General features: G+C 38.5%; 22 protein-coding genes. 10 read left to right on the forward strand and 12 right to left on the reverse strand.

All coding sequences use genetic code 11. The features are described 5' to 3' along the window. Positions 1–161 precede the first annotated feature (161 nt). Together DNJ75_RS02175 and DNJ75_RS02180 are read left to right on the forward strand one after the other, a co-directional pair. Positions 162–662, forward strand: a complete 501-nt coding sequence (locus DNJ75_RS02175; RefSeq protein ID WP_117001539.1) for an MFS transporter — start codon at positions 162–164, stop codon at positions 660–662. Between the two features lie 67 nt (positions 663–729). After that, positions 730–966, forward strand: coding sequence for a hypothetical protein (locus tag DNJ75_RS02180; RefSeq protein ID WP_117001540.1), 237 nt, complete (start codon positions 730–732; stop codon positions 964–966). A 29-nt stretch (positions 967–995) separates the two neighbouring features. Here the strand turns inward: DNJ75_RS02180 and ppa are convergent, their stop codons facing one another. Next, positions 996–1,520, reverse strand: coding sequence for an inorganic diphosphatase (gene ppa, locus DNJ75_RS02185; RefSeq protein WP_117001541.1), 525 nt, complete (start codon positions 1,518–1,520; stop codon positions 996–998). 106 nt (positions 1,521–1,626) lie between these two features. Here ppa and DNJ75_RS02190 point away from each other — a divergent pair, with 106 nt between their 5' ends. After that, positions 1,627–2,427, forward strand: a complete 801-nt coding sequence (locus DNJ75_RS02190) for a sulfite exporter TauE/SafE family protein (RefSeq protein WP_117001542.1) — start codon at positions 1,627–1,629, stop codon at positions 2,425–2,427. 430 nt (positions 2,428–2,857) lie between these two features. Here the strand turns inward: DNJ75_RS02190 and rnhB are convergent, their stop codons facing one another. Further along, positions 2,858–3,430: a ribonuclease HII gene (gene rnhB, locus DNJ75_RS02195; protein ID WP_117001543.1), complete on the reverse strand. Its 573-nt coding sequence runs from the start codon at positions 3,428–3,430 to the stop codon at positions 2,858–2,860. Continuing rightward, on the reverse strand, positions 3,431–4,195 hold the full coding sequence (locus tag DNJ75_RS02200) for an RNA methyltransferase (protein WP_170137174.1): 765 nt from the start codon (positions 4,193–4,195) through the stop codon (positions 3,431–3,433). A gap of 78 nt (positions 4,196–4,273) precedes the next feature. Between DNJ75_RS02200 and DNJ75_RS02205 the strand changes: the two genes are divergently transcribed. From DNJ75_RS02205 to DNJ75_RS02215, 3 genes are read left to right on the forward strand one after another with little or no spacing between them, the layout of a single operon-like run. Next, the gene (locus DNJ75_RS02205) at positions 4,274–5,080 is read left to right on the forward strand and encodes an inositol monophosphatase family protein (RefSeq protein WP_117001545.1); all 807 of its coding nucleotides are present in this window, start codon (positions 4,274–4,276) and stop codon (positions 5,078–5,080) included. A gap of 14 nt (positions 5,081–5,094) precedes the next feature. Further along, the gene (rsmB, locus tag DNJ75_RS02210; protein ID WP_117001546.1) at positions 5,095–6,381 is read left to right on the forward strand and encodes a 16S rRNA (cytosine(967)-C(5))-methyltransferase RsmB; all 1,287 of its coding nucleotides are present in this window, start codon (positions 5,095–5,097) and stop codon (positions 6,379–6,381) included. Further along, positions 6,381–7,070, forward strand: a complete 690-nt coding sequence (locus DNJ75_RS02215; RefSeq protein ID WP_117001547.1) for a queuosine precursor transporter — start codon at positions 6,381–6,383, stop codon at positions 7,068–7,070. Before rsmB ends, DNJ75_RS02215 begins: the two co-directional genes overlap by 1 nt. On the opposite strand, the gene DNJ75_RS02220 is transcribed toward DNJ75_RS02215, so the two are convergent. The 3 genes from DNJ75_RS02220 to tyrS form a co-directional block, all read right to left on the reverse strand. Beyond that, positions 7,063–7,692: a hypothetical protein gene (locus DNJ75_RS02220; RefSeq protein WP_150469044.1), complete on the reverse strand. Its 630-nt coding sequence runs from the start codon at positions 7,690–7,692 to the stop codon at positions 7,063–7,065. The two genes, DNJ75_RS02215 and DNJ75_RS02220, sit on opposite strands and share 8 nt — an antisense overlap. Positions 7,693–7,706: 14 nt before the next feature. Then, positions 7,707–7,904: a hypothetical protein gene (locus DNJ75_RS02225; protein WP_117001549.1), complete on the reverse strand. Its 198-nt coding sequence runs from the start codon at positions 7,902–7,904 to the stop codon at positions 7,707–7,709. 165 nt (positions 7,905–8,069) lie between these two features. After that, positions 8,070–9,269, reverse strand: a complete 1,200-nt coding sequence (gene tyrS / locus DNJ75_RS02230; RefSeq protein ID WP_117001550.1) for a tyrosine--tRNA ligase — start codon at positions 9,267–9,269, stop codon at positions 8,070–8,072. A 202-nt stretch (positions 9,270–9,471) separates the two neighbouring features. On the opposite strand from tyrS, the gene DNJ75_RS02235 reads away from it, so the two are divergent. After that, the gene (locus DNJ75_RS02235) at positions 9,472–11,283 is read left to right on the forward strand and encodes a peptidoglycan D,D-transpeptidase FtsI family protein (RefSeq protein ID WP_170137168.1); all 1,812 of its coding nucleotides are present in this window, start codon (positions 9,472–9,474) and stop codon (positions 11,281–11,283) included. Here the strand turns inward: DNJ75_RS02235 and DNJ75_RS15765 are convergent. The 5 genes from DNJ75_RS15765 to DNJ75_RS02265 form a co-directional block, all read right to left on the reverse strand. Next, positions 11,280–16,721: a calcium-binding protein gene (locus DNJ75_RS15765; RefSeq protein WP_170137169.1), complete on the reverse strand. Its 5,442-nt coding sequence runs from the start codon at positions 16,719–16,721 to the stop codon at positions 11,280–11,282. The two genes, DNJ75_RS02235 and DNJ75_RS15765, sit on opposite strands and share 4 nt — an antisense overlap. Positions 16,722–16,735: 14 nt before the next feature. Further along, positions 16,736–17,431 carry a hypothetical protein gene (locus tag DNJ75_RS02245; RefSeq protein ID WP_117001553.1) on the reverse strand — a complete coding sequence of 232 codons (696 nt, stop codon included), beginning with the start codon at positions 17,429–17,431 and terminating at the stop codon, positions 16,736–16,738. A 565-nt stretch (positions 17,432–17,996) separates the two neighbouring features. After that, entirely contained in the window at positions 17,997–18,749 is a 753-nt protein-coding gene (locus tag DNJ75_RS02255) for a hypothetical protein (protein ID WP_117001555.1), read from the reverse strand. Positions 18,750–18,862: 113 nt separating this feature from the next. Beyond that, positions 18,863–20,278: an HlyD family type I secretion periplasmic adaptor subunit gene (locus tag DNJ75_RS02260; RefSeq protein WP_157968168.1), complete on the reverse strand. Its 1,416-nt coding sequence runs from the start codon at positions 20,276–20,278 to the stop codon at positions 18,863–18,865. 2 nt (positions 20,279–20,280) lie between these two features. Further along, positions 20,281–22,404, reverse strand: coding sequence for a type I secretion system permease/ATPase (locus DNJ75_RS02265; protein ID WP_117001557.1), 2,124 nt, complete (start codon positions 22,402–22,404; stop codon positions 20,281–20,283). A gap of 227 nt (positions 22,405–22,631) precedes the next feature. Between DNJ75_RS02265 and plsY the strand changes: the two genes are divergently transcribed. From plsY to holA, 3 genes are read left to right on the forward strand one after another with little or no spacing between them, the layout of a single operon-like run. Continuing rightward, positions 22,632–23,225, forward strand: coding sequence for a glycerol-3-phosphate 1-O-acyltransferase PlsY (gene plsY, locus DNJ75_RS02270; RefSeq protein WP_117001558.1), 594 nt, complete (start codon positions 22,632–22,634; stop codon positions 23,223–23,225). Then, complete coding sequence (gene mutM, locus DNJ75_RS02275) at positions 23,218–24,036, forward strand: bifunctional DNA-formamidopyrimidine glycosylase/DNA-(apurinic or apyrimidinic site) lyase (RefSeq protein ID WP_117001559.1); 819 nt, start codon at positions 23,218–23,220, stop codon at positions 24,034–24,036. The genes plsY and mutM overlap by 8 nt, the downstream gene beginning before the upstream one ends. Before the next feature lie 12 nt (positions 24,037–24,048). After that, a complete protein-coding gene (holA, locus tag DNJ75_RS02280) occupies positions 24,049–25,041 on the forward strand; it encodes a DNA polymerase III subunit delta (protein WP_117001560.1) in 993 nt (330 codons plus the stop codon). On the opposite strand, the gene DNJ75_RS02285 is transcribed toward holA, so the two are convergent. After that, positions 25,038–25,601, reverse strand: a complete 564-nt coding sequence (locus DNJ75_RS02285; RefSeq protein ID WP_117001561.1) for a GspH/FimT family protein — start codon at positions 25,599–25,601, stop codon at positions 25,038–25,040. The two genes, holA and DNJ75_RS02285, sit on opposite strands and share 4 nt — an antisense overlap. Positions 25,602–25,637: the final 36 nt, after the last annotated feature.

Below are 25,637 nucleotides of genomic sequence, written 5' to 3' on the forward strand. Positions count from 1 at the left end.
GTTCCTGATAACATTTTTTTAACCGCATCCGCTTTAAAAGCATCATTATAACTTCCCATAATTTCTCCAGTAATTATCGCCCTGATTAAAAATTAACTACAGGCGACAACTATCCTGACACATAGGGATCCTTATGCTTTGCTTTTTATATTCAAGTGATCATGACCAATATTAAACCGCTCTTAACCACAGATCTTGGCATTAGTATCATTAGCTATAACATTATTTTAGTCTTGATTACTAGCTGCTATATCGTAGGCATTTTGTGTTTTCGCCGTTTAGCGCATCTTAGCCATCGTGCGCAGTATCGCATTAGTGCTTTATGCTGTTTCGCAGTGATGACAGTGCTGTTTGGTCTTTTACCTCTTACATTATTAAATACCCTCATATGCATTACGCTACTATGCTTTTGTGCTGGATTTTTCGTCCCACTATCAACGGGCTCTGCCATGCAGCATATTCAAAAAGCACATGGTTCAGCTGCGGCAACGATTTCATTTGCCGTCACCTTTACCATTTCCATCTGGACTTATGTGCAAGCACATAGCCATTTTTCCACCTACCACTTTATGCTATTTGCTTTATGGGTAACCCTTATTGCTTCAAGCTTATTATCAATAATTATTCTCAATGTGAAAAACACCACAATGCCGACAGCCTAATCGACAATGCTCAAAGGCTTGTGCTAAGATACACGCAACTTTTTTAAGAAAATTTCATAATCAAGATATGACAGATAAAGAAAAAGAGATTGAACGTCAAAGCAATATGACGCATAAAGAATTGTTCAAACTAAATGGCGCTAAAGCTGCGATACGCTCAGTGATCTTTATTTTGATTTTTGCCGTATTTTTGTACGCAGTTACCGGCGATATGCTATCCCCCGAACTTGCTGTGATTTTCTTTTTAATCGATGCAAGTCTAAACACCTTTCGTTACAAATGGTTCAAATCACTGAGAAAATAAGAAACAAAAAATAAAAAATCAGAAAACTATTACGCCTTATAGCGCTCGATGCTTGCTTGAATATCTGCTTTAGCTGCTTCAGATCCAGCAAAGCCATCGACTTTAACCCACTTGTTTGGCTCAAGATCTTTGTAGTGCTCAAAGAAGTGCTTGATTTGATCTAACAACAACTTTGGTAAATCATCAATTTCTTTCACGTCATCATAAATCTTGGTGAGTTTGCTTGTAGGTACTGCAATGATCTTAGCATCGATGCCTGATTCATCTGTCATCTTAAGCACACCGACTGGACGACAATTGATAATCACACCTGGGCGCAATGCCACAGGTGCTACAACCAATACATCCACTGGATCACCATCTTCTGATAATGTGTTTGGCACAAAACCATAGTTACATGGATACTGCATGGTTGTTGACATAAATCGATCAACGATCAGCATATTGGCATCTTTGTCAAACTCATATTTGACAGGCTCATTGTGCGCTGGAATTTCGATCACGACATTGACATCATTTGGCGCATCTTTGCCGACTTTAATATTAGAAAGCATATTTACCCTTAATCATTTGTTTTTCTGGTTAAATGAACTGGGTTATTCTCTTTCATTTGTTATAATTATTCAACCCATTTAATCGACAAATCAAAGCAAAGCGAATATGACATATCTTATTTTATTATTGATATTTTCCGGCTGTTTAACAGGTATTCTTGCAGGTCTTTTAGGTATTGGCGGTGGGCTTATTATCGTTCCTGTGCTTGCCTTTGTATTCCACCAACTACCAGAAACCACAAGTGCTTATATGCAGTTTGCTGCTGGCACCTCACTCGGGATTATGATTTTTACCGCCCTTTCTTCAGTGCCCCATAAACTGCGTGCACGTGAGGTCAGTTTTGATATTGCCATCAAAATGTTGCCATGGATTGTCAACATGAATATTGTTGGCGCGGATATTGCCCACTTTCTTAGCTCACGACTTTTGGGACTTTTGTTTGCCTTATTAATGCTTTTTATGTTTTTACGCATGTTATTTCAATCAAGTCATGCCATTGATAAACCAAAACGCAGTGGCAAACGCAAAAGTGCTTTTTGGGGCAGTGTCGTTGGTATTAAATCTGGATTTTTTGGTATTGGTGGTGGCATTATCACCATTCCCTATATCAATTCATTAGGTTACTCGATTCGTATTGCTATTGGCACATCGAGTCTTTTTACACTCATCATTGCAATAACAGGCAGCATTACCTTTATCGTAACGGGCTTGATGGATCATATTGAATTTAGTTGGAGTCTAGGTTATTTATATCTACCGGCAATTCTTTGTGTCGTACCCAGTAGCATGATATTCTCAAAAATAGGCGCTAAGCTCTCAAGCAAAACGCCACCTAAAGTGCTTAAAGTAATTTTCCTTGCTTTACTTTTGGTTGTTTCAATTAAGATGTTGTTTTTGGCGATTTAAGTCGTTAAATTGATTTTTAATTACCCCTCACCCGTGCAGCAAAAGCTGCACGAGCAATCCCACAAGGGGAGAGGTAAATAATAGAGTAATGCATTTTCTATCATTACCATATGTATCAATTTTGTTACACAGCGTTACCTTGCTGAAACTGTCTATTTATAAATCTTTGTCTATACTGCATTTGCCCCCACGATAAACTCTCAACAAGGAGAACACTATGCAAAATTTAGATAACAACACTAAAAAAGCAAAGACCCCAGCTTGGAAAAGAGCATTAACAGCTTATGTTTCATTTTGTGACTTACAAGCACGTGTACGTGATCAATACTAATCAATGACAAAAAAGTACACTTTTTTACCTCGCCCCTTGCGGAGTTGCTTGTACTGAACGAGCAAGGATGATTCAAATTACTTTCCGTTTACTTCCTAATCAAGAATATTGAAGCTTAAGACATCTTGCCACCGGTGCGAAGCTCTTGCGATACATATCCAGCACCCCATACTTTTCTAGTAATTCCAAATGCAATTTGGTTGGATAGCCTTTATGTTTAGCAAACTGATAGGCTGGATACTCATGATCTAATTCAATCATTTGACGGTCTCGATAGACTTTAGCGAGAATCGATGCCGCACTTATCTCTTGTACTTTACTGTCCCCTTTGATAATCGCCTCTGCCTCAAAATCCCAAAGTGGCAAACGATTACCATCGACAAGCACTTTATCAAAGGCAATCTCAAGCTTAGCGACTGCGCGATGCATCGCTAATAGACTTGCTTGTAAAATATTATACTGATCAATCTCTTTAGCGCTACACTCAGCAATTGCATAAGCCTTTGCTTTATCGGTAATCTCAGTGAAAAGTGCTTCACGTTTTTTCTCGGTTAACTTCTTTGAATCCATCAATCCCGCAATTGGTTTATCTGGATCTAAAATAACAGCCGCTGCAACCACCGAACCAACCAACGGTCCACGCCCTGCTTCATCAACACCTACGATTATCATTTAACTATCCTTTGTCTCATTGCTACTTTGATTCCTTTGATCTATTTGCCCCAAAAACCCTCGCAGAATATTTATCTCTTGAGATTCAAGTTGTGCTCGTTGAAATAATCGCTTTAATTTATCGACAACATGCCCTGGCTTATCAGGATTTAAAAAGCCAACAACTTGCATTTTGTGTGCCAACTCATCATAAAAACTTTGAACTTCTTTGGCAGAGGCTTTTTCACGAACATGGTTTTGTGTTGGCAAGGCTTCCACCTCATTATGCGATAAATACTGTTTAAAGACTTCATAGGCAACGATTTGCACCGCTTGCGCCAAGTTTAATGAGGTGTATCCTTCATTGCTTGGAATAAATGCATGATAATGGCACATCAGAAGCTCTTCATTAAAAAGTCCCGTGCGCTCACGCCCAAAAATAATCGCCACATTAAGACCTTTGCTCACATGCGCCATTGCCTGTTGTGCTGCATCTTCAACACTTAACATCGGTAAATCCATGCGTCGTGTTCTGGCACTGGTACCAATCACCAGATCCACCCCTTCAAGTGCTTCCAGAAGCGTTGGTACAATCTTGGCATTGTTAACAACATCAGTGGCATGCGCCGCTGTTGCCATGGTTTGCTCATCTGGCAACTGCTTTGGATTTACCAAATAAAGCTCAGTTAACTGCATATTAAGCATGGCACGAGCACTTGAGCCAATATTACCAGGATGTGAGGTCTCAACGAGAATAATCCGAATTTTATTTAACATCTTTGAAATAGAAACTATCACCTTAATACTAAATCGGGTATTATACACAACTAATTTTTTATTCGGGTAAAAGCTAAGGTATTTTTCATGCATCCAATGATGAATGTTGCAGTTAAAGCTGCACGTAAAGCAGGTCGTATGATCTTAAATGCAAGTGAAAACATGCAAAACGTTAAGGTTGAAACAAAGTCTCCTAATAACTATGTCACCAATGTCGATGTTGATGTTGAAAAGGCAATTATTGATATTTTGCAACGTGCGTTTCCAGATCAGTATTATATTACTGAGGAATCAGGTGAGTTTGGCAATGAAGATAGTGATCACACATGGATCATTGACCCGATTGATGGCACAAACAACTTTATTCACGGCATCCCACATCACTGTGTCTCGATTGCGATGCAATTTCGTGGCAAAACAGAGCTTGCGGTGATTTATAACCCTTATTTAGATCAATTATTTACGGCAACCAAAGGTTCAGGTGCGCAGTTAAATGGTCAGCGAATCCGTGTTGCCAATCGCAAAGATTTCTCAGGCTGCTTGTTTTCAGGCGCTTTGAAATTCAGCAAAAAAGTCTTTGAGCACACTTATCCTGAAGCCGTACTTGATCTACATAAAGAGATTTCCGGTCTTCGCTATTCTGGCTCATTAGCACTTGATATGTGCTATGTTGCTGCCGGCTACTTAGATGCTGTTTGGACATCAAGAGATGCCAAAATCTGGGATACTGCCGGAGCTGCCCTTATGATTAAAGAAGCCGGTGGTATGTTATGTGGATTAGATGGCGGTGTTACCTTCCTTGAAGATGGACGTCTCATCGGTGGCAATCCGCGTATCGTAGCTAAACTGACCAAGTTTTTAACACCTCATTTGGTACCTGCTGAAAAAGCTTAATCTAAATCCAAGCAATGAAAACATTAACCAATCCACGCGCTATCGCGTGTTCTATTATTCATCAAATCACTCAACATAAAGACAGCTTAGCGTCTTTAGATACCACACTTCAACATTATCCACTGACGGAGCAAAATCGCCGTTTAGTCTATCTGTTATGCTATGGTGTGTTTCGCCATTTTTTTTACCTTGAGCATATTTTCAACCGGCAAGCCGAAGGCAAAACCAAACCAAAAGTGCGACTATTAGCAATGATTGGTTTATATCAGATTATCTTTATGCATAAACCAGTGCATGCCTGTATTAATGAAACCGTTAATGCCTGTGATGAATTAAATATTAATCATTCTAAATCATTTATTAATGCCTTATTACGTCAGATTGATAAAGCAATGCTGCCCACCAGTGATCACTTTAAAGAACTACCTGATTGGTTATATGGCAAGCTTAAGAAACACTACTCTCATGCGCTTGATAGCATCATTACAAACAGTAATATCCAGCCGCCTGTTTTTCTGCGTCTTAATCAACAGCAAAATCCCGAGAAATTTCTAAAGGCACTTAAAGAAAATAATATTAGTTACAAAGCAAAAACCATTGATAGTTGTATTCAACTAAATGAAGCACAGAGCATCCAGGAATTACCTTTGTTTTCTCAAGGGTTCTTCAGCGTTCAGGATCAATCGGCTCAATTAGCCGCACATATCTTAGCGCCACAAACACGAGAGAAAATTCTTGATGCCTGTGCCGCACCTGGTGGCAAAAGCGCGCATCTGTTAGAGCTCTGTCCTGATATTGAGCTAACCATTATGGATAATAATGCCAAGCGTTTTGAACGCATTAAAGAGAATCTCGCGCGTTTACAGTTAAATGAGCTTGATATTCACCTTGCAATTCATGACGCCACAGCACCACTTAAAGAGGATATTTTATTTGACAAAATATTGATTGATGCACCGTGCAGTGCCACAGGTGTGATTCGGCGCAATCCAGATATCAAAGTGCTACGCACGCCTGATGAGATCAAAGAGATTGTACACATACAACAGCGTATCTTGCATAATCTTGTGAGTTATCTCAAACCTAATGGTTTACTTCTTTATGCTACTTGCTCTATTTTGCCTGAGGAAAATGACAAACAAATGGCAAATTTTCTGCAAACACATTCTGAGTTTAGTGTTATTGATATTCCAATGCTGGATAACAGACTCAAACAAGTCCATGGTTACCAGATTTTGCCTACTGAAGATGGAGGCGATGGATTCTACTATTGTCTATTACAAAAAATGAGGGAGACATAATGATGACAACAGCAACAAAACAACATTTCTTACAAGGTGATAAGCGTGTCAATAAACATGTTATTATTTTGTTAATCCTATCAATGATCGTTATTTGCGCGATGACTTCTTCAGCAATCACTGCTACGAAACCTGTTCATTTAGGACTCAGCTTTCCTTTTTCAAATATTATTTTTGCCCTTTTCACTTTCCCCATCATTGACGCAGTTTGTGAGTTATATGGTAAAAAGAAAGCCTATTTCATCTCAATCCTTGGGGTAATCAGTCAGGTAATTTTCGTACTGATTATTGAGCTTTCAGTCGTTATGCCACATACTACAGGCTGGCATGATCAAAGCGTTTACGCCCATGTTTTAGCCAAAAGCAACCTTGTGATTTTGGGCACGGTGATTGGTTTTGTTATTTCACAATTTCTTGATGTTTTTATCTTTCAGACAATCAAAGACCTATCTAAAGGACGTTTTTTATGGTTACGTTCAGGGTTTTCAAGCATTTTAGGTCAATTGATTGATTCCGTGATTTTCATTTCTATCGTTTTTTGGTCTTTTCCCGATAAAACCACATTAATCCTTGGTTCATTTGGCTCTAAAGCCATTTTCTGTATCCTTGCGATTCCTATTACTTACGCCATTGTTTATGCAGCAAAATGCTATATAAATTCAACTTACCACAATGAATCCATTAGTTAAATTCACTGAGTTTTATATCCTCTATTGCCACTAAAGCTTTGGCAATACCAACTAATTTTTTATGCTCATAAATAGGCATATAGATTGGTGCTACAACTTCTGAAGCACTATCATCATATTCAATCTCGCCATAACACACCTTGCCTAGTCCATTGTGATAAGCCACTTGCCACCACTTTTCATCGGCTTGATAAAAATCAGTCGTCATATTGGTTTGGCAAACATTCATACCCGATAAATCAGTGACAAAAATCTCAACAAAGGCAGGATGCTCTGCCTGAAATTGCTTTAATTTAACCGCGCACGCATTATAAAGTAAAAGCTGAACATTATAGGTATCGCGCATTTTTTGCATATTCTGATCAATTGCCTGATAACGCGCTTCTGGTAATGGCGTTTCCTCAGCTAAGCGCTTATTGGCATTCATTAATGTTTGCGTAATACGACTATTGGCAAAAAGCGCATTCAATTGCGCTTGACGCACATCTAAATGTGATTTAAGCTCATCTGCGTACTCACCTGTCTCAAGATCAGATTTGCTTAGTGTGTCTTTACCTTGATTACCACAGGCTGTCAGTGTCACCAGCATTGCACTTAGAATTAACGCCTTTAACTGCTTCACATGACACCGATTAATTATAAATCTTCGTGTTCAACGGTATTGCTTTTCTTTGGTGAAAACAAAGATACAATAAATTTAATCACGCGATATACAATCGCCACACCAATCGCAACCAATAAAATCCAAAATAAAAAGATAAAAACATGATAAAGCACGACCAATGCCGTTAATATCACAAAAATAACCAAGACTTCCTGAATAAATTTTTCCATTTTATTTCCTTTTGCTTTTTATTGCTTTTTTCTTTTGCCATTCTCTATGTAATGATTAAGAAATAAGTTGCGTTTTAATTATCCCCCTCACCCGCGCAGCGTAAGCTGCGCGACCTCTCCCTCAAGGGGAGAGGTGATGGCTGGTACAACTTATTTTCATCATTACTATACCAATGTGATCTTGGCAAATTTTCTTTTGCCAACTTGATAAACGTCCGAGGTTTTCTGCTTTAATACAAGCTGTGTATCCTCAACCTTATCACCATTAATTTTAACCGCACCTTGCTTAATCATACGGATCGCTTCAGAGGTGCTTGAGACCAAACCTGCTAACTTTAAAACATTCGCAATCGGCATATTGTCTTCTGCCAATGTAATGGTTTCTTCAGGCATATCCTCAGGCATCTGATTCTTTTGAAAGCGATCGATGAAGTTTTGATGTGCTTTTTGTGCTGCCGCCTCATCATGAAAGCGCGCAATAATCTCTTTAGCTAAATCAATCTTAACATCTCGTGGGTTTTGACCATTGTTAACCGCTTCTTTTAAACTTTGAATTTCAGTCATCGGTTTAAAGCTTAACAACTCATAATAGCGCCACATCAGCTCATCCGAAATCGACATGATTTTACCAAACATCTCATCTGCAGGCTCTTCAATACCAATATAGTTATTGGCTGATTTAGACATTTTCTTGACACCATCTAACCCTTCTAACAACGGCATGGTGATAATCACTTGTGGCTCTTGTCCAGCTTGCTTTTGCAGCTCACGCCCCATCAACAAGTTAAACTTCTGATCCGTGCCACCTAACTCAATATCAGCAACCATCGCCACTGAGTCATAGCCTTGCACTAAAGGATATAAAAACTCATGAATAGCAATACCTTGCCCAGATTTATAACGCTTAGAGAAATCATCGCGTTCAAGCATTCTGGCAACAGTTTGTTTTGATGCAAGCTTAATCATGTCACTTGCGCTCATTTGATCAAACCAATCACCATTGCGTTTAACGACCGTTTTTTCTTGATCTAAAATTTTGAAAATCTGTTTTTGATAGGTTTTAGCATTCTCTTCGACATCTGCCGCTGACAATGGTGGACGCGTAGCATTTTTCCCCGTTGGATCACCAATTTGTGCGGTAAAGTTACCAATTAAAAAATGAATTTCATGTCCTAAATCTTGTAATTGACGCAATTTATTGATCACCACGGTATGTCCTAAATGAATATCAGGTGCCGTTGGATCACAGCCAAACTTGACAATAAGTGGCTTTTTCTTTTTTAACTTCGCAATCAAATCGTCTTCTAACAGCACCTCTTCGGCACCACGCTTAATCACACTTAATGTTTCTTCAATGCTATGCATAGCGATCTATTTACCTTCTTTTACCTTTTTATATTTTCTGTCATTTTTGATAACCCTCAAGCTGCCTCTATGTATACCAACATTAGCCACAAAACGCAATTACCACTGACAATTATTGGCAATTCTCGCGCGAGCGGTTGTCTTAATGCTGCATTTTCCGGTACACTCTCGAACTGTGACGGTGACCACGATATTTTTATGCATGAGACAATATAACAATAAGAAAGATAAAGAACTAAAAAAACCAAAAAAACCTAACACCTATAATGACAAGCCAAAGCGTACACCCAAGCATAAATGGCGCTTTTTCTTTACATTCTTTCTGATTATTGCGGTCTTTCTTGTGCTGGTTTATCGCTTATTTTATCTAGAAACCAAGGATCACAGCTTCTTATCTGATCACGGTCAAAACGAAAGTCATCGCACCATTGATTTAGATGCAACACGTGGCATTATCTATGATCGCAACGGCATTCCATTGGCAGTCAGTACCAATTTGTATAAAGTTATTTTGGATATCAAAGTCTTAAAAGATTACCCTGAAAAATATCAAAAGGTCAATGCGGCAAATATTGATGGTCTTTCATTAAATGACCTTGAAACACTCATTAGTAAGTATCCCAATAAACAATATTATATCGCTGCACAGTTTGTTGAACCCTCAAAAATCGATGATTTAAAAGCATTAAATATCCCAGGGGTTGAGATAGAAGATCAAAATAGAACCTACTATCCTAAAGCCGATGAGATAGCCCCGCTTATTGGTTTTACAAACATTGCTAATAAAGGGCAAGATGGCTTGATGCTGACCTATCAAGATAAGCTCCACGCAGAGAAAGGTGCACTATCTAGTACTTTAGATGGTAAAGGGCGCGCTATAAGTTTTAATGATAAACCGCAACATTACCATTTAGGCAAAAGCATTTATTTAACCATTGATAGTAATATCCAAAGCTTTGCCTATCAAGCGCTTAAAAAAGGGGTCATTGACACCAATGCCGACTCAGGCGCTGCCGTTGTTGTTGATCCGCAAAATGGCGAGATTTTAGCACTTGCCAGTTACCCAAGCTTTAACCCTAATAACTTCAATGAACATACCGGCAAAGCCATCGCCTTACAACCCGTTATTGAGACCTTTGAACCAGGCTCAACCATTAAGCCATTTTTCATCTCTCAAGCACTTCTCTCGGGAAAATACACACCAGATAGTATGATTGATACGAATCCTGGTTATTATTTCCTGCATAGTCATCGCATTCGTGATGATGCCAACTTTGGTGATATCACCTTGACACAAATTCTTGAGAAATCCAGTAACGTTGGTGTTAGTAAAGTCACCTTAACACTGGATAAAGAAAAGGTTTATAACTTCCTATCAAGCTTAGGCTTTGGACAGCCATCAACCATTGATTTCCCACGTGCCACCAATGGTTATTTGCCCCCTTTAAGCTCATTAAGTGAGTTTGAATTTGCTACCCTTTCCTTTGGTTATGCATTAAGTAGCTCAGCTTTACAGTTAGCACATGCTTATACGATTTTTGGCAATGATGGCAAGCTTTGTCCAGTAAGCTTAATCAAGCCAAAGCATCCAGATGAAATCAATTGTCGTCAAGTATTACCAAAAGATATTGCCAAAGAAGTATTGGCCATGCTGCAAACGGTGGTCAGTATTCATGGCACAGGTGTGCTTGCTAATATTCCTGGGTTTGATGTAGCTGGCAAAACAGGTACTTCACATCGCGTTGCCAATGGTAAATTTGTTAATGAATATAACGCTATTTTTGCTGGTGTGGCACCCGTTAAAAACCCAAGGCTTTCGATTGTCGTTTGGATCAACAACCCTAAGGGTAGCCATTTTTATCAATTCGGAGGTGTCTCCGCAGCACCTGTTTTTGCCAGTATTGCTCAGCACACCTTGCAATATATGGGCGTGCCTTACCAGCAGCCATTAAGCGAATATGAATTATTAAATAGAAATAAGAAATGGTTGATGCAGATTATTGCCGATAACTAAGCTGATTTTGGCATCCATGCATTGGCAAGTGTACTCTTAATCTCATCCTGCTGCTCTTTGTTTAAAAGATCTTCACCTACTCCACTTTCGACATTAAAACTAGCTAGTGTTTGAATAATCACATCAATTTGTTTGTTGCTTAGTACAAATTTACCAACTTCTATCTCATCGATTTGATGATCCCCAGATTCAAACCAATCCGTTACAATGATCTCTTTGGGTTTGTTTTTGTCTGCCAAATTCTTAATCATTAAGTTGCTTACTTCACGATAAAATCTTAAATCCGTTGTTTTAATGCCGTTGAGCTTCATGAAGTCAGAACTGCCATCACTGTCATAGTTATTAATGATCGTATTATTAGCATTTTTGAAGTTGATTTGATAGTGATCACTGCCATTGCCACCGCTTAAGATATTGTTATCACCATGCGCGATAAGCAGATCATCTCCGTCCTGACCTTGAAGAAAATCATCACCATTTTTAGCACGAAGTGTATCATCACCTTGACCACCAAAAAGCTGATCCGCGCCATCATTGCCTGCATATAAGCTATCGTTTCCATCTTCACCATATAAGATATTATCACCCCATTGCGCATACAACTGATCATTGCCGCCTCCTGCATAAATGACATCATCACCTTTACCTGCATAGATCAAATCACTCCCATTGCCACTATAAACGGTATCATCTCCAGCACCTGAGCGAATAGTATTTTGACCGGATTGAACCTCGATAAGATCATCACCATTGCCTGTGGTAATGATATTATTACCGTTGCCTGCATAGATCTCATTCTCACCATGACCCGCTTTAATGACATTATCACCATCATAAACATAAATCACATCAGCGCCATTGCCACTATAAATTTGGTTATCGCCATCACCCACATCGATCTCATTATCACCATGTCCAGCGCGAATGATATTATTACCATCGCCTAATTCAATGTAATCATCACCGCCCCCTGTCATAATGATATTATCACCATCATAAGCGTAGACTTGATTATCTCCGTTACCTAATTTCACGGTATTGTTACCATCGCCTAGACTAACTGAATCGTCGCCTGAACCGGCATAAATCACATTATCACCACCCCCAGCATCCAGCTCATTATCACCGTTCCCTAGTTTGATTAGATTATTACCGTCCTCAACATAAACATAATCATAATCCGCACCACCATAGATTTGATTGTCACCGCTGCCTGCTTGAATGCTGTTTTCGCCATGCCCTGCTTTAATGACATTGTCACCCTGACCAACGTCAATCGTATCAGCGCCACTGCCTGTGATAATCGTATTCTCACCATCACCAGCTTCAACCACATTATCGCCACTTCCTGCCTTAATGAGGTTATTACCATTGTCTACATGAATCCTATCATCACCACTTCCGGCTGTAATGGTATTATTTCCGGCACCGGCTTCAATCCAGTTATCGCCTGATTTGGCATGAATGACATCATCTCCAGCATAGCTTTCGATATAGTCATTACCTTTGCTACCTATGCGATGTACATCATCCGTTATTGCACTATATTTATTTTCATCCTTTAATAGCTCTGCGATTGAATGCGTATTACCTTCGCTATCAACAATGGTTTCAACACTTAATCCCTTAAAGTAGCCACTTAGCTTTATGCTGCTACGATAAAAACCACCATTATTTTGATAACTGCTCGCCTGCTCAAAATCACTGTTGAATGCAATGATTGAAAGATCATCGTTGTCCCTTAGAAAATAAAGCTCATCCATGCTCACATCTTTAAGTAAAACAGCGTCCTCTGTATTTGTTTCATCAGCGATGATAACATCATCATTGAAAGAAAGATTTGATAATACATAATGATCAGCACCTAAGCCTCCGGCTAAATAATCATGATAGCCACCACCATCTAAAATATCGTTACCTTCAGTGCCTTGTAAATACTCGCTTCTGCCTATCCCTTTGATATGTATCATTTGTGCTACTTCATCAAAGCGCGTTAAAGTCACACTGTTATGAAATGACTTGTCTTCGCCATTGATCTCGATACTCATGGCTTTATGCGGCATTAGTTGCCAACGCTCGGTGCCATTGTTAAATTCAAGATAAACTGGCATAGAATAACCCATCGTACTATCATTAAAGTCATAAAAATAGCTATCTAAACTAATTGAAATATTATAATCTTCAGAAGCTAACTTTAAATCCTGCGCCTGCCATTGACCTGCTAAATATTTATGCCAAGTATTTATTGCTAGATCTTGCAGTTGAACACCATCCTCAAAAACCAAAGTCATTGAGCTATCTGTAAAAGATTCATCTGCATAGTGATAGTAATAAATCATATCCTCACCAGAGTCACCTCCAAATATATAACGATCGTGCCCTAATCCACCAAGTAGGAAATCATTATCCTTACCACCAATTAGAATATCATCACCATCACCAGCTTCTAAGTGATCATCTCCTTGACCACCATCTAATATATCATTACCTTGTTTTCCATATAGCGCATCGTTGCCGCCAAGTCCTTGGAGTGTATCATCGGCAATCGTAGCAGAAATATATTCGTCACTCTCTGTTCCCATGTAGTTTACACCTTGAGCTTCCACATTAAAAATAGCATTGTTTCTATCCCAAACCGTGCCATCTGAAAACTCAATCCTAGATACTTTGCTTAAGTTAGCGTAATCATCGTCTTCCTTATAAAATCCTACCACCTGAATACTACCACCGTCTACAACATCTAAAAACAAATCATAATCAATCCTTCTAATGCTGACATCCTCGACACTAATACTTTCACCAAAGCGTATAACATCATTAAAAGTATCATTAAGCATCACACCATCTGCACCTAGGGTTTTATTGTATAGTAATCCATCTCCAAGGTTTTTCTGATAATTCCATATAATTTCATTATCCCTTATGCTCCCCCATGAGTTTTTAACCAAAATATCATTACCATCGCCCATATGATAGATAAAAACAGAATCCCTAGCATAGCCTGAAGCTAAAACATCGTCACCCTTTCCGCCTGTAATCATATTCCAGTAAGGAAAAATATTTTCGCCTAAATAACCATGAAAATCCTCATAATAGAACTGATAGACACTGGACCCAGAAGCTATATAATCATTCCCATCGCCACCAAAGATCGTATCATTACCATGCACGCCACCATATAAATAATCATCGCCTTTGCCCCCATCAATTATGTCATCGCCTAAACCAGCATCGATGTAGTCGTTGCCATCGCCACCAAATAACACATCATCATAAGTATTACCATACAACTTATCATGGCCTTTACCCCCATCGATATAGTATCGCCCTCCCACTGTGGGCAAACCAAGATCATCTGTCCCACGGTCTCTTATGACAATATCATTTCCATCACCTGCTAATATCAACTGAGTTCCATGCACTGAGATACGGTCATTGCCATTAGAGCCCAATAACGTTTGTGCATTTGTCATAAAGTTACCGTCACTTAGCATCATATCAATCTGCTGCAAACTTTCAGCTAAAAAACCATCCGGCAGATAAGCTGCCATTTCACCTAAGCTTTGACGATATATTGATATAACATCTAATCCTAAATCAATGAAATATGGCGTGTATTCATAAACAGCATAAATAGTGTGCAAAACTCTTGTACTATCTGTCTTTGCACGGTCATTTAAGTAACTGTAAATGTGGCTAAAATCAAGCCCCACATTTCCTTGATCAGTCAGATTAAATTCAATCATATCTAGAAACATCTGATGATCAATTGATTTAAAAGCAGATCTATCTATTGATTTTAATAACTTATCATATGCTTTGTTAATAAACTCTACCTGCTGCACAAAGCCCATAAACATCGCATCATTTAACACTAAATCTTCATCGCTGTTAAACTTCATCACATTTGACCAATTACCAATGGAGATTCTAATTTCCGAATTCACTCCATTCTCAGTGATAACATAATCAAGCATATGACTAAAATTAAATGCCTCAAGTACCACAATCTTCTCTAAGCGCTGACGTGTTTCATCACTAATGTCAAAACTAATCTTTGCACCAGAGTCGAGCACTAGCCCTTCCAGAGTTGTAATGGCTGAAGTAAATCCTTCAGCTGATTGTGCCCATGCACTGACAAGCGCTTGATATAAACCAATACGTTGTTGATAACTATTGGTTTGCATGATGTTTTGGATAACATCAACAATTTCAGGGTTCAAGACTGCCGCTTGGTTCAAATCTCTCACCGCACCTGAACCCCTAATATTAAAAGCTAAATCTATCGCTTCAAGCTCATCAACAAATTGATGGTTAAAGTCATCATGATATTCACGATAAAATAAATTGGCATTAAAATCTAAAGCCGCGACGACAAAGCTCTCACCATTGACTGTGTTATAAGTTGATTTCTTAGCAATCACGCCACCTGTTGCGCCACCGCCATCATTAGTCGCATTTAAATCAACACTTAAAATACCTGCATCATCTAAGCTTTTAAGCTCACCATCTTGCACGACACCATCTTGATTGCTATCTTGCCACAATCTAAGCTCATCAAATGCTGTATCATTATGATCAAAAACACCATCGACATTATCATCCAAGTCTGATAGCGCATCAAAACCATCTGTGGCTTTCTCTCCATTTGCTTTAATGGTATTGTCCCCAAATAACTCTAATCCATTATCAATCTGTCCATTTTGATCTAAATCACGTACCAGTAAAGCATCATCAGCACCAACCCAACCTGAGGCATATTTCACTCCATCTCCATTGTGATCAAATAGCACACTGCCATCAGCAGCTACGGTTTCAATACCATCTCCATCTAAATCAAAAATCAGAGGGTCCCTGCGTCGCGGCACCACATTGGCTGCGGTGTTGAAGTCATTATTAATAGATTCATCTATTTCATCATCACACTCCTCCTCATCACCTTGGTATTCAGGATAAAACTGGTATGCACTATTTTGTCTTGCATTTAGTACGTCAATCTCGTCAATAACTCTTCCAGGACCAAGTATGCCTTTAAGAATCTTTATACCTGCTGCTTCTAGAATCTTTGAGGTTACCTCAACACAGTTATCACCATTATATTGATATAATTGATAATCAGGAGGGTTACTAGCCAAAAAGTCAGCCATATTTTTCATCATTTCATACCGCTGTTTAGAAATAAATCCTGTATAGGATTCTGACTGTTGCTCTCTACCTTCTGGTTCATGACGACTCATATGACCCAGTACTGCATAAGGTAATAATAATTCACCTAAAGAAACATCACCCAAAGGACCAAAGCTATATGTGTAAGTATTGGTGCCATTTGAAAGCTTTATCCAAGTATGATATCCGTCATAGCCTCCTAAACCATCAGAGTATAATGAAAAACTATATTTGGCATCACAATTTTCGTTTTCAGTACTTCTCTCTAACATTTTATCTCTCCTCATTAATTGAATTCATTGAACTTAATAGCTTTCTTTAACTTTCTTAATATTTTGTTTACCAGAAATATACAAAAGATTAATAGCCCCACAACCAAGCTTACTAGTAAAATGACAAATGAACCTATTCCTAAGAACATAAGGGAGCTGGCTAAAGTTGATACAGGTCTTTTAAAACCACCTGCCACTAGACGCATTTCAGGCGCTAACTTATTTAAATCCTCAAGCCCCCCCAAGTATTTAACTTCCACTCTTTGAGATCCAAATGGTAGAATGATCCTAGCCACTGATTTAGCAATATAACTTCTTGAATATTTCCCACCAAACGGCTTATTTAACAACGTTTTCATTCCGCAATCAACCACTTTCAATTGTTTATATATGCACCACTTAAGTTTAAATTTTTGGCAATTATTGCACTGATCTGAATAATCAGGGATATGACCATCAATGAGTGTTAATGACTCTTGGCTTTCTTTTTGAAAACGAATATCAATTTCATATTTCCCAGGAAACCAAATAAAATAGTCTAACGTCACTTCAGAAGGTTTGGATAAATCAATGGGCGCACTGACAAAAACCCCTGTCGCCAATTTGTCTGATATATATGTCACAGCACAGAACAGTAGCAAAAACCCGTAAAAGATGATTATTATCATTTTAAAATGCTTACGCTTTTTATTGCTTGTATCTGCTAACATAACCCATTGCCTACCGTCTTTCTTTGGTTAAACATATTTATCAATGAGCTCTAAAACAGCATCATTAATAGTTTATTTTTCCAAGCCTTCAAAAAATGGCTTTTAGTACAATCAATCCATGTGATAAGAATCAAGCGCGGGGGGATAAAATAGAGTTGCCTCGGATTAAGCCTAGACCATTATTCACAAAGATCAAATTTCATTCTTGATTTTTTGAAAAATTATGCTTAACCACCGTCCTCTTGCTAGCAAAAACATTGTTAACAGCTATATTTTGCAACCATAGGTTGAGCGTCAGTCGAAGCCCATGTACACTTTTATTCCTCCCATCGACTTCGCTCAGGGAGCAGGATGATTCTTTGAGCATTAGTCCTTCCAGTATGGTAATAGCTGGGGTAAATCCTTCAGCTGATTGTGCCCATGCACTGACAAGCGCTTGATACAAACTTCCAAATATTTCTTTAGTCTGTGTTAATGTTACACTAATCCCTCCAACAGCTTTTTCTAAACCGGTAAACTCTTTAGTTTTTCTAATTTAGAACACATAATAAATCTCCTGCTTTATTTAGAATTTACTCAAAACATACAAAGCACAAGCAACAATAAACATTATGGTTGGGAAAATAACTATCCAACGACAGAATGCAAAGCAACACAACTCTCCTCCTTTTTGAAACCACTCAGGCTTACTATAGATAAGCCATGGATATAGACATACACACCTAAAATATTTAGTTTTAAACGCGAATAAGTAAGGTGTTTTTTCATCCAACTTTAAACACCAGATAGCTGTAAAGCCAAAAGCGCCTTGCAAGAAAGCATTAATAATATAATTATTTGTTAGATTATCTTTAGAACCCATTTGTTTTAACTTTAAATAAATCGATTCAAAATAAATTTCATCCAGTCTTTTACATGCTCCTTGATTTATCAAAAAAAGTATAAAGACAGTAACCTCACTTATTATTAAAACAAATACAAAAGCAACAACATACTCTCCTTTGGTCAATGATGCGTATGTAAAAAAACAACATACAGCCATAATCAACAAGCCAAGGATAAACCAAAAAAATCTTAAAGAGATAAAATATATAATGATTAGAATTAAAGGAGTCATCAAAAAAAATGGTGCCACTGAAATAGTTAGCAGCAATATTATAAGCGATAGCAAACGCCTAAACCGATAAGCTTTTTTTATTTCTTCATCTTTTGCAAAATTCATTAAATAATAATCATCTTTTACAAGCTTACACTCAAGCCAATTTCTACTCCATTTTTTGGGCATATCAGAGCTATCTTGTTTATCTTTTAATACCACGATTATCTCCTTACATGCTTTTCACAAAACAACATCACCAATTCATTCAAACTAAGCCTTCAAAAAATTGTAGAGAATTCCCACCATCAAACTTTTCATATCCTTGCTCAGTGTCACCGTTCATGCAAGCTTTCTTTAAACGCCTTAGTTAACGGACTTAGGAAATATTCAATAATTCGTCTTTCGCCGGTTTTCACTTCAACGGTCACCGTCATGCCTGAGCGAATGGGGAAATCCTTTCCTTGCTTGTGTAATGTCGTGCTATCAAGCTTTGCAATGACTTTAAAGACCAATCCCAACTGTTGATCGTCAATCGCATCGTCACTTATCTCAACGATCTCACCGGTTAATAAGCCATATTCAGTAAAAGGATACGTATCGATCTTGACTTGCACCTTTTGCCCTTCATGCACATAGCCAATATCTTTATTTGAGATCATGGCATTAACTTCTAGTGGACTATCTTTGGGAATAATCTGCATTAATACTTGAGCGGGCGTCACCACCGCACCAATGGTATGCACAGATAAGCTCTGGACAAAGCCTGATAGTGGCGCACTTAGGCTTTGTGCCTGCTGCATTAGTTGATATTTATTAAGCTCATTGCTTAGGCTTTTAAAATCCTTTTGATTTAATTCTATCTGTTCTAACACTTGCGCTAAATAATCCGCTTTAGCACGCATAAGCGCACTATTTTTACTGCTAATATTTGCAGTTAACTGCGCTACTGTTGCCTTGTGTTGTGCTAATGCTTGCTCGGTCTCAATCACCGCTTTTTGACTTTGTAACATATCAGCTTTTGAGCCATAGTCATTTTGATGCAGGGTTTGGTACATGCTGTTTTGCTCGGTAATAATCGGCAGTGTCTTATTGAGCATTTCAAGTTGCATCTCAAGTGCTGTTTTCTCCGCTTTGGCGGCATTAACCTCAGACGCAAGATAATCAATATCCGCACTATAGGCTTGCCATTTTCGCCATATCAGCTCAAGCAAAGCATCTCTTTCTGTTGACGTTAATCCTTGTGTAAACAACAGCTCATCAATATCCTTTTTTGCTAATCCATCCTTCGTTGCTAACTGTAATAACTGATAAAGGCTTTGGTACTCTTTCAACATAAAGTACGCCACCTTGCGCTGTTGCGTAATATTCTCAATATCAGCCTGAGTAATGCGCTGATCTAACTCAATCAATACTTGCCCTTTTGTTACCAGCTGACCATCTTTTACCAAAATCGCTTTAATCACCCCTTTCTCTAACGGTTGAATTAATTTAACTTGCGCTTCGGGTACGACCTTACCTTGTGCGCTCACAATAACATCCATTTTGCCAAAGCATGCCCATAGTACCGCAATGACAATTAACACAACCAAAAGCCACATCATGATGCGCGCTAAGGGGTGCGGTGGTCTCTCTTCAATCTCAAGTGCCAAGGGTAGAAAACTTAACGCATCCTTTTGCTGATTGCGTCTGTCTTGCCATTGCACCAATCGCTGATAAAGTTGGACAATTTTGCGATATAACTTTCTCATAATCATCCCCTTGTACTTGCAAATTGTGCACGATACAGCTTGGCATAGTGACCACCCAATGCTAATAGTTCATTATGACTTCCTTCCTCAACCACTTTACCTGCTTCAAGATAGATAATCTTATCGCAATGCATCACCGTTGATAGTCTATGAGCAATAATAAACACCGTGCGATTATGGGTGATTTCACGCATATTCTGCTGAATCATGCGCTCGGATTCATAATCTAAAGCCGATGTTGCCTCATCAAAAATAAGTATTTTAGGCTCATTGATCAATGCTCTGGCGATGGCAATACGTTGTTTTTGCCCACCAGAGAAATTAGCACCTTGCTCCTCTACAATCGTGTCATAACCATGTTTTAATTTGATAATAAACTCATCAGCTCCTGATAATTTAGCCGCATTGATGACTACATCCAAAGAAGCCCCTGAGCACGTCAGCGCAATATTCTCACGAATACTACGATTAAATAAAAAGCTCTCTTGTGACACCACGCCGATCTGTTGCCTTAACCATACAGCACTTAATGCTGAGATATCAGCACCATCGAGTAAAATACTGCCTGATTGCGGTAGGTAAAGCTTTTGTAAGAGTTTTGCTAATGTGCTTTTACCTGAGCCTGAGCGCCCGACAATACCAACGGTTTGATTGGCTTCAACATTGAAGCTGATCTCTTTTAGTACCGCAGGGGTATTGATGCCATAATGAAATGTAAGATTCTTAAATTCGATACTTCCAGATAATTGGGCTAATTGCTGATTATTGCTTACGGTCGATCCTTCCGCTGCGGTATTTAAAATATCCCCCAAACGTTTTAATGATATACGTGCTTGCTGAAAGTCTTGCCATAATTGCACTACTTTTAAAATAGGACTGGTAACACGTCCGGCGAGCATATTAAAAGCAATCAATTGACCAATGGTTAAGTCACCTGAAATCACTAAGTTAACCCCTAGGAAAATAATTAAAAGTGTCGTGATCTTGCTAATAAATTGTGCAATTTGAGAAGTGATATTACTTAAGTTGCGTGCGCGAAAGTTGGTTCGCACGTAATTTGCTAGATTATCTTCCCATTTATGTTGCATTTGTGGCTCAATTGCTGATGATTTAACGGTTTGAATTCCGGTTAATGATTCGGTTAGAAATGCTTGATTTTTGGCACCTTCTTTAAATGCCTGATCAAGGCGCGCTTTTAGTATTGGGGTAATGAAAAGTGATAACACAACATAACAAGGAATGGTTGCCAATACGATTAAGGTTAATTTGACTGAATAAAACCACATGACCGCGAAAAAGATAAAAGTAAATCCAAGATCAATGAACAAGGTCAATGCACTACTGGTCAAAAACTCACGAATACTGTCAAGCTCTTTAACACGTGCCACACTTAATCCCACTTGCCGCGCCTCAAAATAGGCAAGAGGTAAACTTAACAAATGCTGATACAGTTTCGTGCCAAGCTCAACATCAACACGACTTGTGGTATGCGCAAACAAATAGGTGCGAATCGCACCTAAGATTACCTCAAAAATACTCACTGCCACAAAGCCAATGGCTAATATCTCCAATGTGGTTAAGGCTTGATGGACAACCACTTTATCCATTACCACTTGGAAAAATAGTGGTGTTACCAGAGCAAATAACTGCAAGAAAAATGACGCGATAAGCACATCACGAAAGACGTGTTTGTATTTCCATAGTGCCGGAATAAACCATTTGATATTAAATGCCTTATCTTTTGAGGTATTATTTTTAGGATTGAGATAGATGACTTTACCATTAAATAATTGACTAAATTCAGCTGATGATAAACTCGTCAGCTCATTACTATTAGCTAAAATCACAAGATACTCTTGTTGATCATTAACACCGACCAAAACAAAATAATCGTTTTTGCCAACAATAATCGCAGGTAGCGTAGATAGCTTAATACTCGCCATATCGCAGCTTGCCTCTTTGGCATGAAAACCATTGGCTTTAAGTGCTCGCATCAATGCCATATGTTCAAATATGCCATCCACAGCGAACTGATGAAAAATCGTTTTAGGATCTAACGCCACCTGATATAAACTGGCTGCTTGTATTAGCGCTAATAACGCTGTATTTTGCTGATAACTTTGCATATCATCGCCCCGAAATTTTGCCCGCTCAAGGTAAAATATAGATCAAAAAACAGATAAATAAAGAATGGTTTTAATATTATCTGTGGAAATTCACTAACAGAAACTCTGTAAACTGGTTTGTGATAGGTATGGCATCATGTTTTAAGATACTTGATCTAATAAGCACTTGACTTAATCCTCAAAAATTTAGACACTCATGGGCAGTTTAAATCATACTGTATGAAATCATGCTATTTATTTTAATGCTTATCATTGGCTACTTATTTGGCTCAATTAATAGTGCCATCATTACTTGTAAACTTATGGGTTTACCTTCACCACGCAGTATTGGTTCCGGTAATCCAGGAGCGACCAATGTTTTACGTCTAGGTGGCAAAAAAGCCGCAGCAATCACCCTTTTAGGTGATGCACTGAAAGGCTTAATTCCTGTACTCATTGCCCATGCTTTACACTTAAGCGCAACTGAGATTGGTTATGTTGCACTTCTTGCCGTTATTGGGCATATATTTCCTGTGTTCTTTGGTTTTAAAGGTGGCAAAGGCGTCGCTACCTTAATTGGTGTCATTCTTGGATTTTATTGGTTGATTGGCGTTATTTTCCTTGCCACATGGCTCATATGCGCATTAATTACCAAATACTCTTCATTATCTGCATTAATTGCGACGATTGTTTCTGCTGTTTGTGTGATTTTCATCTTTAGTTTTCAAAGCGCACTGCCATTTATTATCATTGCGATTATTGTCATCTTAAGACACCACGAAAATATTAAGCGCTTAATCAATGGTAGTGAAAGCAAAATAGGTCAAAAGAAAAATGCCTGAATTACCTGAAGTCGAGACGGTTAAAAACGGTCTTAGCTTACATTGCTTAAAGCGCAAAATCATAAGCGCTCATACTTATATTGATAAACTACGCTACCCACTGGATCCTAAGCTTAGTGACAAAGTGACTAACCAATCAATTCATGATATCTCAAGGCGCGGCAAGCATTTGATTATCACCTTAGATGATTATGCATTGATTATTCATCTTGGCATGTCTGGTGTTTTACAAATTACTGATAGTAATGCCTATCAGCATAAAAAACATGATCATATTGTTTTACAACTCGATGACGGTCAGACAATCTTTTATCATGACCCTCGGCGCTTTGGTTATTGGGATATTACCGACAGTGATCCTTTAGAGCATAAATACTTTTTAAACTACGGTCCTGAGCCTTTGACGCAACATTTTAATAGTCTCTATTTGCAACGCGCACTTAACGCACGCACACAAGCGATCAAAAATGTGATTATGGATAATAAAATCGTTGTTGGTGTTGGCAATATCTATGCCTGTGAAAGCTTATTTAAGGCAGGTATTTCACCGTTAAAACCCGCTAATACCTTAACAAAAAATGAGATCAGCAAGCTTATCGATGCCATCCAATCCACGTTGTTGCAAGCGATTAAAGCCGGTGGCACCACTTTAAAAGACTACAAAAATGCCACAGGCAAACCTGGTTATTTTGCCCAATCTTTAGCGGTTTACGGGCAAAAAGACAAAGCATGCCAGATCTGTTCAACCGTCATTTCATCGATTGTTATCAATCAACGCAACACCTTTTATTGCCCACAGTGCCAACCATAAGGGAAAAGAGTAATGATCAAAGCAACGAACTATCTAGAAGCCTTAAAAGCCATTGAAAAAAAAGACTTCCCTTGTTATATCATCACCGGCAAAGAGCCTTATCAAAAAAATAAACTCATTGAAGAAATTAATGCCAAATATAAAGCACTAAACTTTGAGATTCTGCGTACGCAAATCATCAACCAGCAGTATGATTTTTTACAAAGCAACTTCAATAGCTTTAGCCTGTTTGCTGAAGAGCGTTTATTGCAACTCACCATTACTAAAGCGCCTGATAAGAATGCGCAAAAACTGCTCGTTGATTGCCTTAAAAACATCTCTCAAAGTGATCGTTTTTTATTGATATTTGACGATCTAACAAGCGCGCAACAAAAAACCAAATGGTTTCAATCGCTTGTGCAAAAGGCATTATACATTCAAGTATGGCCAGTTAGCATTCAAGAGTCGATTAAACTCATTAAATTTGAGCTTAGCTCTCTAAATAAACCGATTACATTAACCGAAGACGCCCTGATGCTCTTAGCACAAAAAACCGAAGGCAATCTCTTTGCTGCTAACCAAATGATTAGCTTACTGCAACATCAACCACAGACGCACTTTGATGATAAGACGCTTACTGATTATTTATCCAATGCGATGAATTACGATGTATTTGATCTGGCACAAAGCCTTATTGAGCAGAATATGAATCGCTCACTGGTGATATTACAGCATCTATTCAAAGAGCGTGTTGAAAGTGCCATTATTCTTTGGGCAATTTTAAAAGAGTTACGCATTTGCTATAACCTAAGCACACAAACGCCACAACAGCAACAACAGACCTTTATACGCAACAATATCTGGAAAACACGGCAAGCCGTCTATGCACGCCTAGCTAGAAAATTTAGCAGGCAGCATTATGCCAAGCTTTTTAATCAATGCTTTGCCATTGATTTACTCGTTAAAGGAATCGAACAAGGCGATGTAGAGCAAGCGTTAACTGAGCTAGTATGTCAATTACATTAGCACACTTGTGAGGTACTAAAAATATCAATCTTGATTCTGCCAATCATATTAATCACTACTTCTCGATCATAATGCCCCGCGCCTTGCCCATCAACGGTAGCGCAATAACGTAAAGATGCAGCGGTTGAGGATAATCCACTTGGCTGAAATTCCATCGAATCACCATTTGTACTTGAAATATACTCTCCTGTGGTTGGTGCCTCAACCGTTGTAATAATACGATCAACATCAGTAGACACCCCCGTTGAACTTGTAAATAAAATCAAGCGATTATTCCCCCAATTACTTGCTGGTACCGTCGCACAGGTAGCACCATCCGTGCTTGGGCACAAAAATACTGATGTTACTTCTGACATTGCTGTGATTCTGCCTAACTCTAAAGCCGCTTTGACTTTATCTAAATAAATTTCTGAATTAGCGCGCCCAAAAGTGCCAACCATCAAAGGCACAGCAACTGCAATAACAATCGCCATTACAACAATAACCACCATCCCTTCAATCAAGCTAAAGCCTAGATTTCGAGCGCCTCTGTTGTTTTTGCCATTTTTTCTCATCTTCATATTGCAATTAACTCCATATTCCCTATAATGTGCCCT

The sequence above is a fragment of the Cysteiniphilum litorale genome, from assembly GCF_003428165.1.
In the GTDB taxonomy this organism is placed as follows: Bacteria; Pseudomonadota; Gammaproteobacteria; order Francisellales; family Francisellaceae; genus Caedibacter; species Caedibacter litoralis.

Excerpts from the sequence above, each read along its gene's own strand:
- DNJ75_RS02180 (WP_117001540.1), top strand. The coding sequence starts at position 730 with ATGACAGATAAAGAAAAAGAGATTGAACGTCAAAGCAATATGACGCAT.
- DNJ75_RS02215 (WP_117001547.1), top strand. The coding sequence starts at position 6,381 with ATGATGACAACAGCAACAAAACAACATTTCTTACAAGGTGATAAGCGT.
- DNJ75_RS02245 (WP_117001553.1), bottom strand. The coding sequence starts at position 17,431 with ATGTTAGCAGATACAAGCAATAAAAAGCGTAAGCATTTTAAAATGATA.
- holA (WP_117001560.1), top strand. The coding sequence starts at position 24,049 with ATGATCAAAGCAACGAACTATCTAGAAGCCTTAAAAGCCATTGAAAAA.
- tyrS (WP_117001550.1), bottom strand. The coding sequence starts at position 9,269 with ATGCATAGCATTGAAGAAACATTAAGTGTGATTAAGCGTGGTGCCGAA.
- DNJ75_RS02285 (WP_117001561.1), bottom strand. The coding sequence starts at position 25,601 with ATGAAGATGAGAAAAAATGGCAAAAACAACAGAGGCGCTCGAAATCTA.
- DNJ75_RS02225 (WP_117001549.1), bottom strand. The coding sequence starts at position 7,904 with ATGGAAAAATTTATTCAGGAAGTCTTGGTTATTTTTGTGATATTAACG.
- rsmB (WP_117001546.1), top strand. The coding sequence starts at position 5,095 with ATGAAAACATTAACCAATCCACGCGCTATCGCGTGTTCTATTATTCAT.
- DNJ75_RS02260 (WP_157968168.1), bottom strand. The coding sequence starts at position 20,278 with ATGAGAAAGTTATATCGCAAAATTGTCCAACTTTATCAGCGATTGGTG.
- DNJ75_RS02190 (WP_117001542.1), top strand. The coding sequence starts at position 1,627 with ATGACATATCTTATTTTATTATTGATATTTTCCGGCTGTTTAACAGGT.
- DNJ75_RS02265 (WP_117001557.1), bottom strand. The coding sequence starts at position 22,404 with ATGCAAAGTTATCAGCAAAATACAGCGTTATTAGCGCTAATACAAGCA.
- plsY (WP_117001558.1), top strand. The coding sequence starts at position 22,632 with ATGCTATTTATTTTAATGCTTATCATTGGCTACTTATTTGGCTCAATT.
- DNJ75_RS02205 (WP_117001545.1), top strand. The coding sequence starts at position 4,274 with ATGCATCCAATGATGAATGTTGCAGTTAAAGCTGCACGTAAAGCAGGT.
- DNJ75_RS02235 (WP_170137168.1), top strand. The coding sequence starts at position 9,472 with ATGAGACAATATAACAATAAGAAAGATAAAGAACTAAAAAAACCAAAA.
- ppa (WP_117001541.1), bottom strand. The coding sequence starts at position 1,520 with ATGCTTTCTAATATTAAAGTCGGCAAAGATGCGCCAAATGATGTCAAT.
- mutM (WP_117001559.1), top strand. The coding sequence starts at position 23,218 with ATGCCTGAATTACCTGAAGTCGAGACGGTTAAAAACGGTCTTAGCTTA.
- rnhB (WP_117001543.1), bottom strand. The coding sequence starts at position 3,430 with ATGATAATCGTAGGTGTTGATGAAGCAGGGCGTGGACCGTTGGTTGGT.
- DNJ75_RS02175 (WP_117001539.1), top strand. The coding sequence starts at position 162 with ATGACCAATATTAAACCGCTCTTAACCACAGATCTTGGCATTAGTATC.
- DNJ75_RS15765 (WP_170137169.1), bottom strand. The coding sequence starts at position 16,721 with ATGTTAGAGAGAAGTACTGAAAACGAAAATTGTGATGCCAAATATAGT.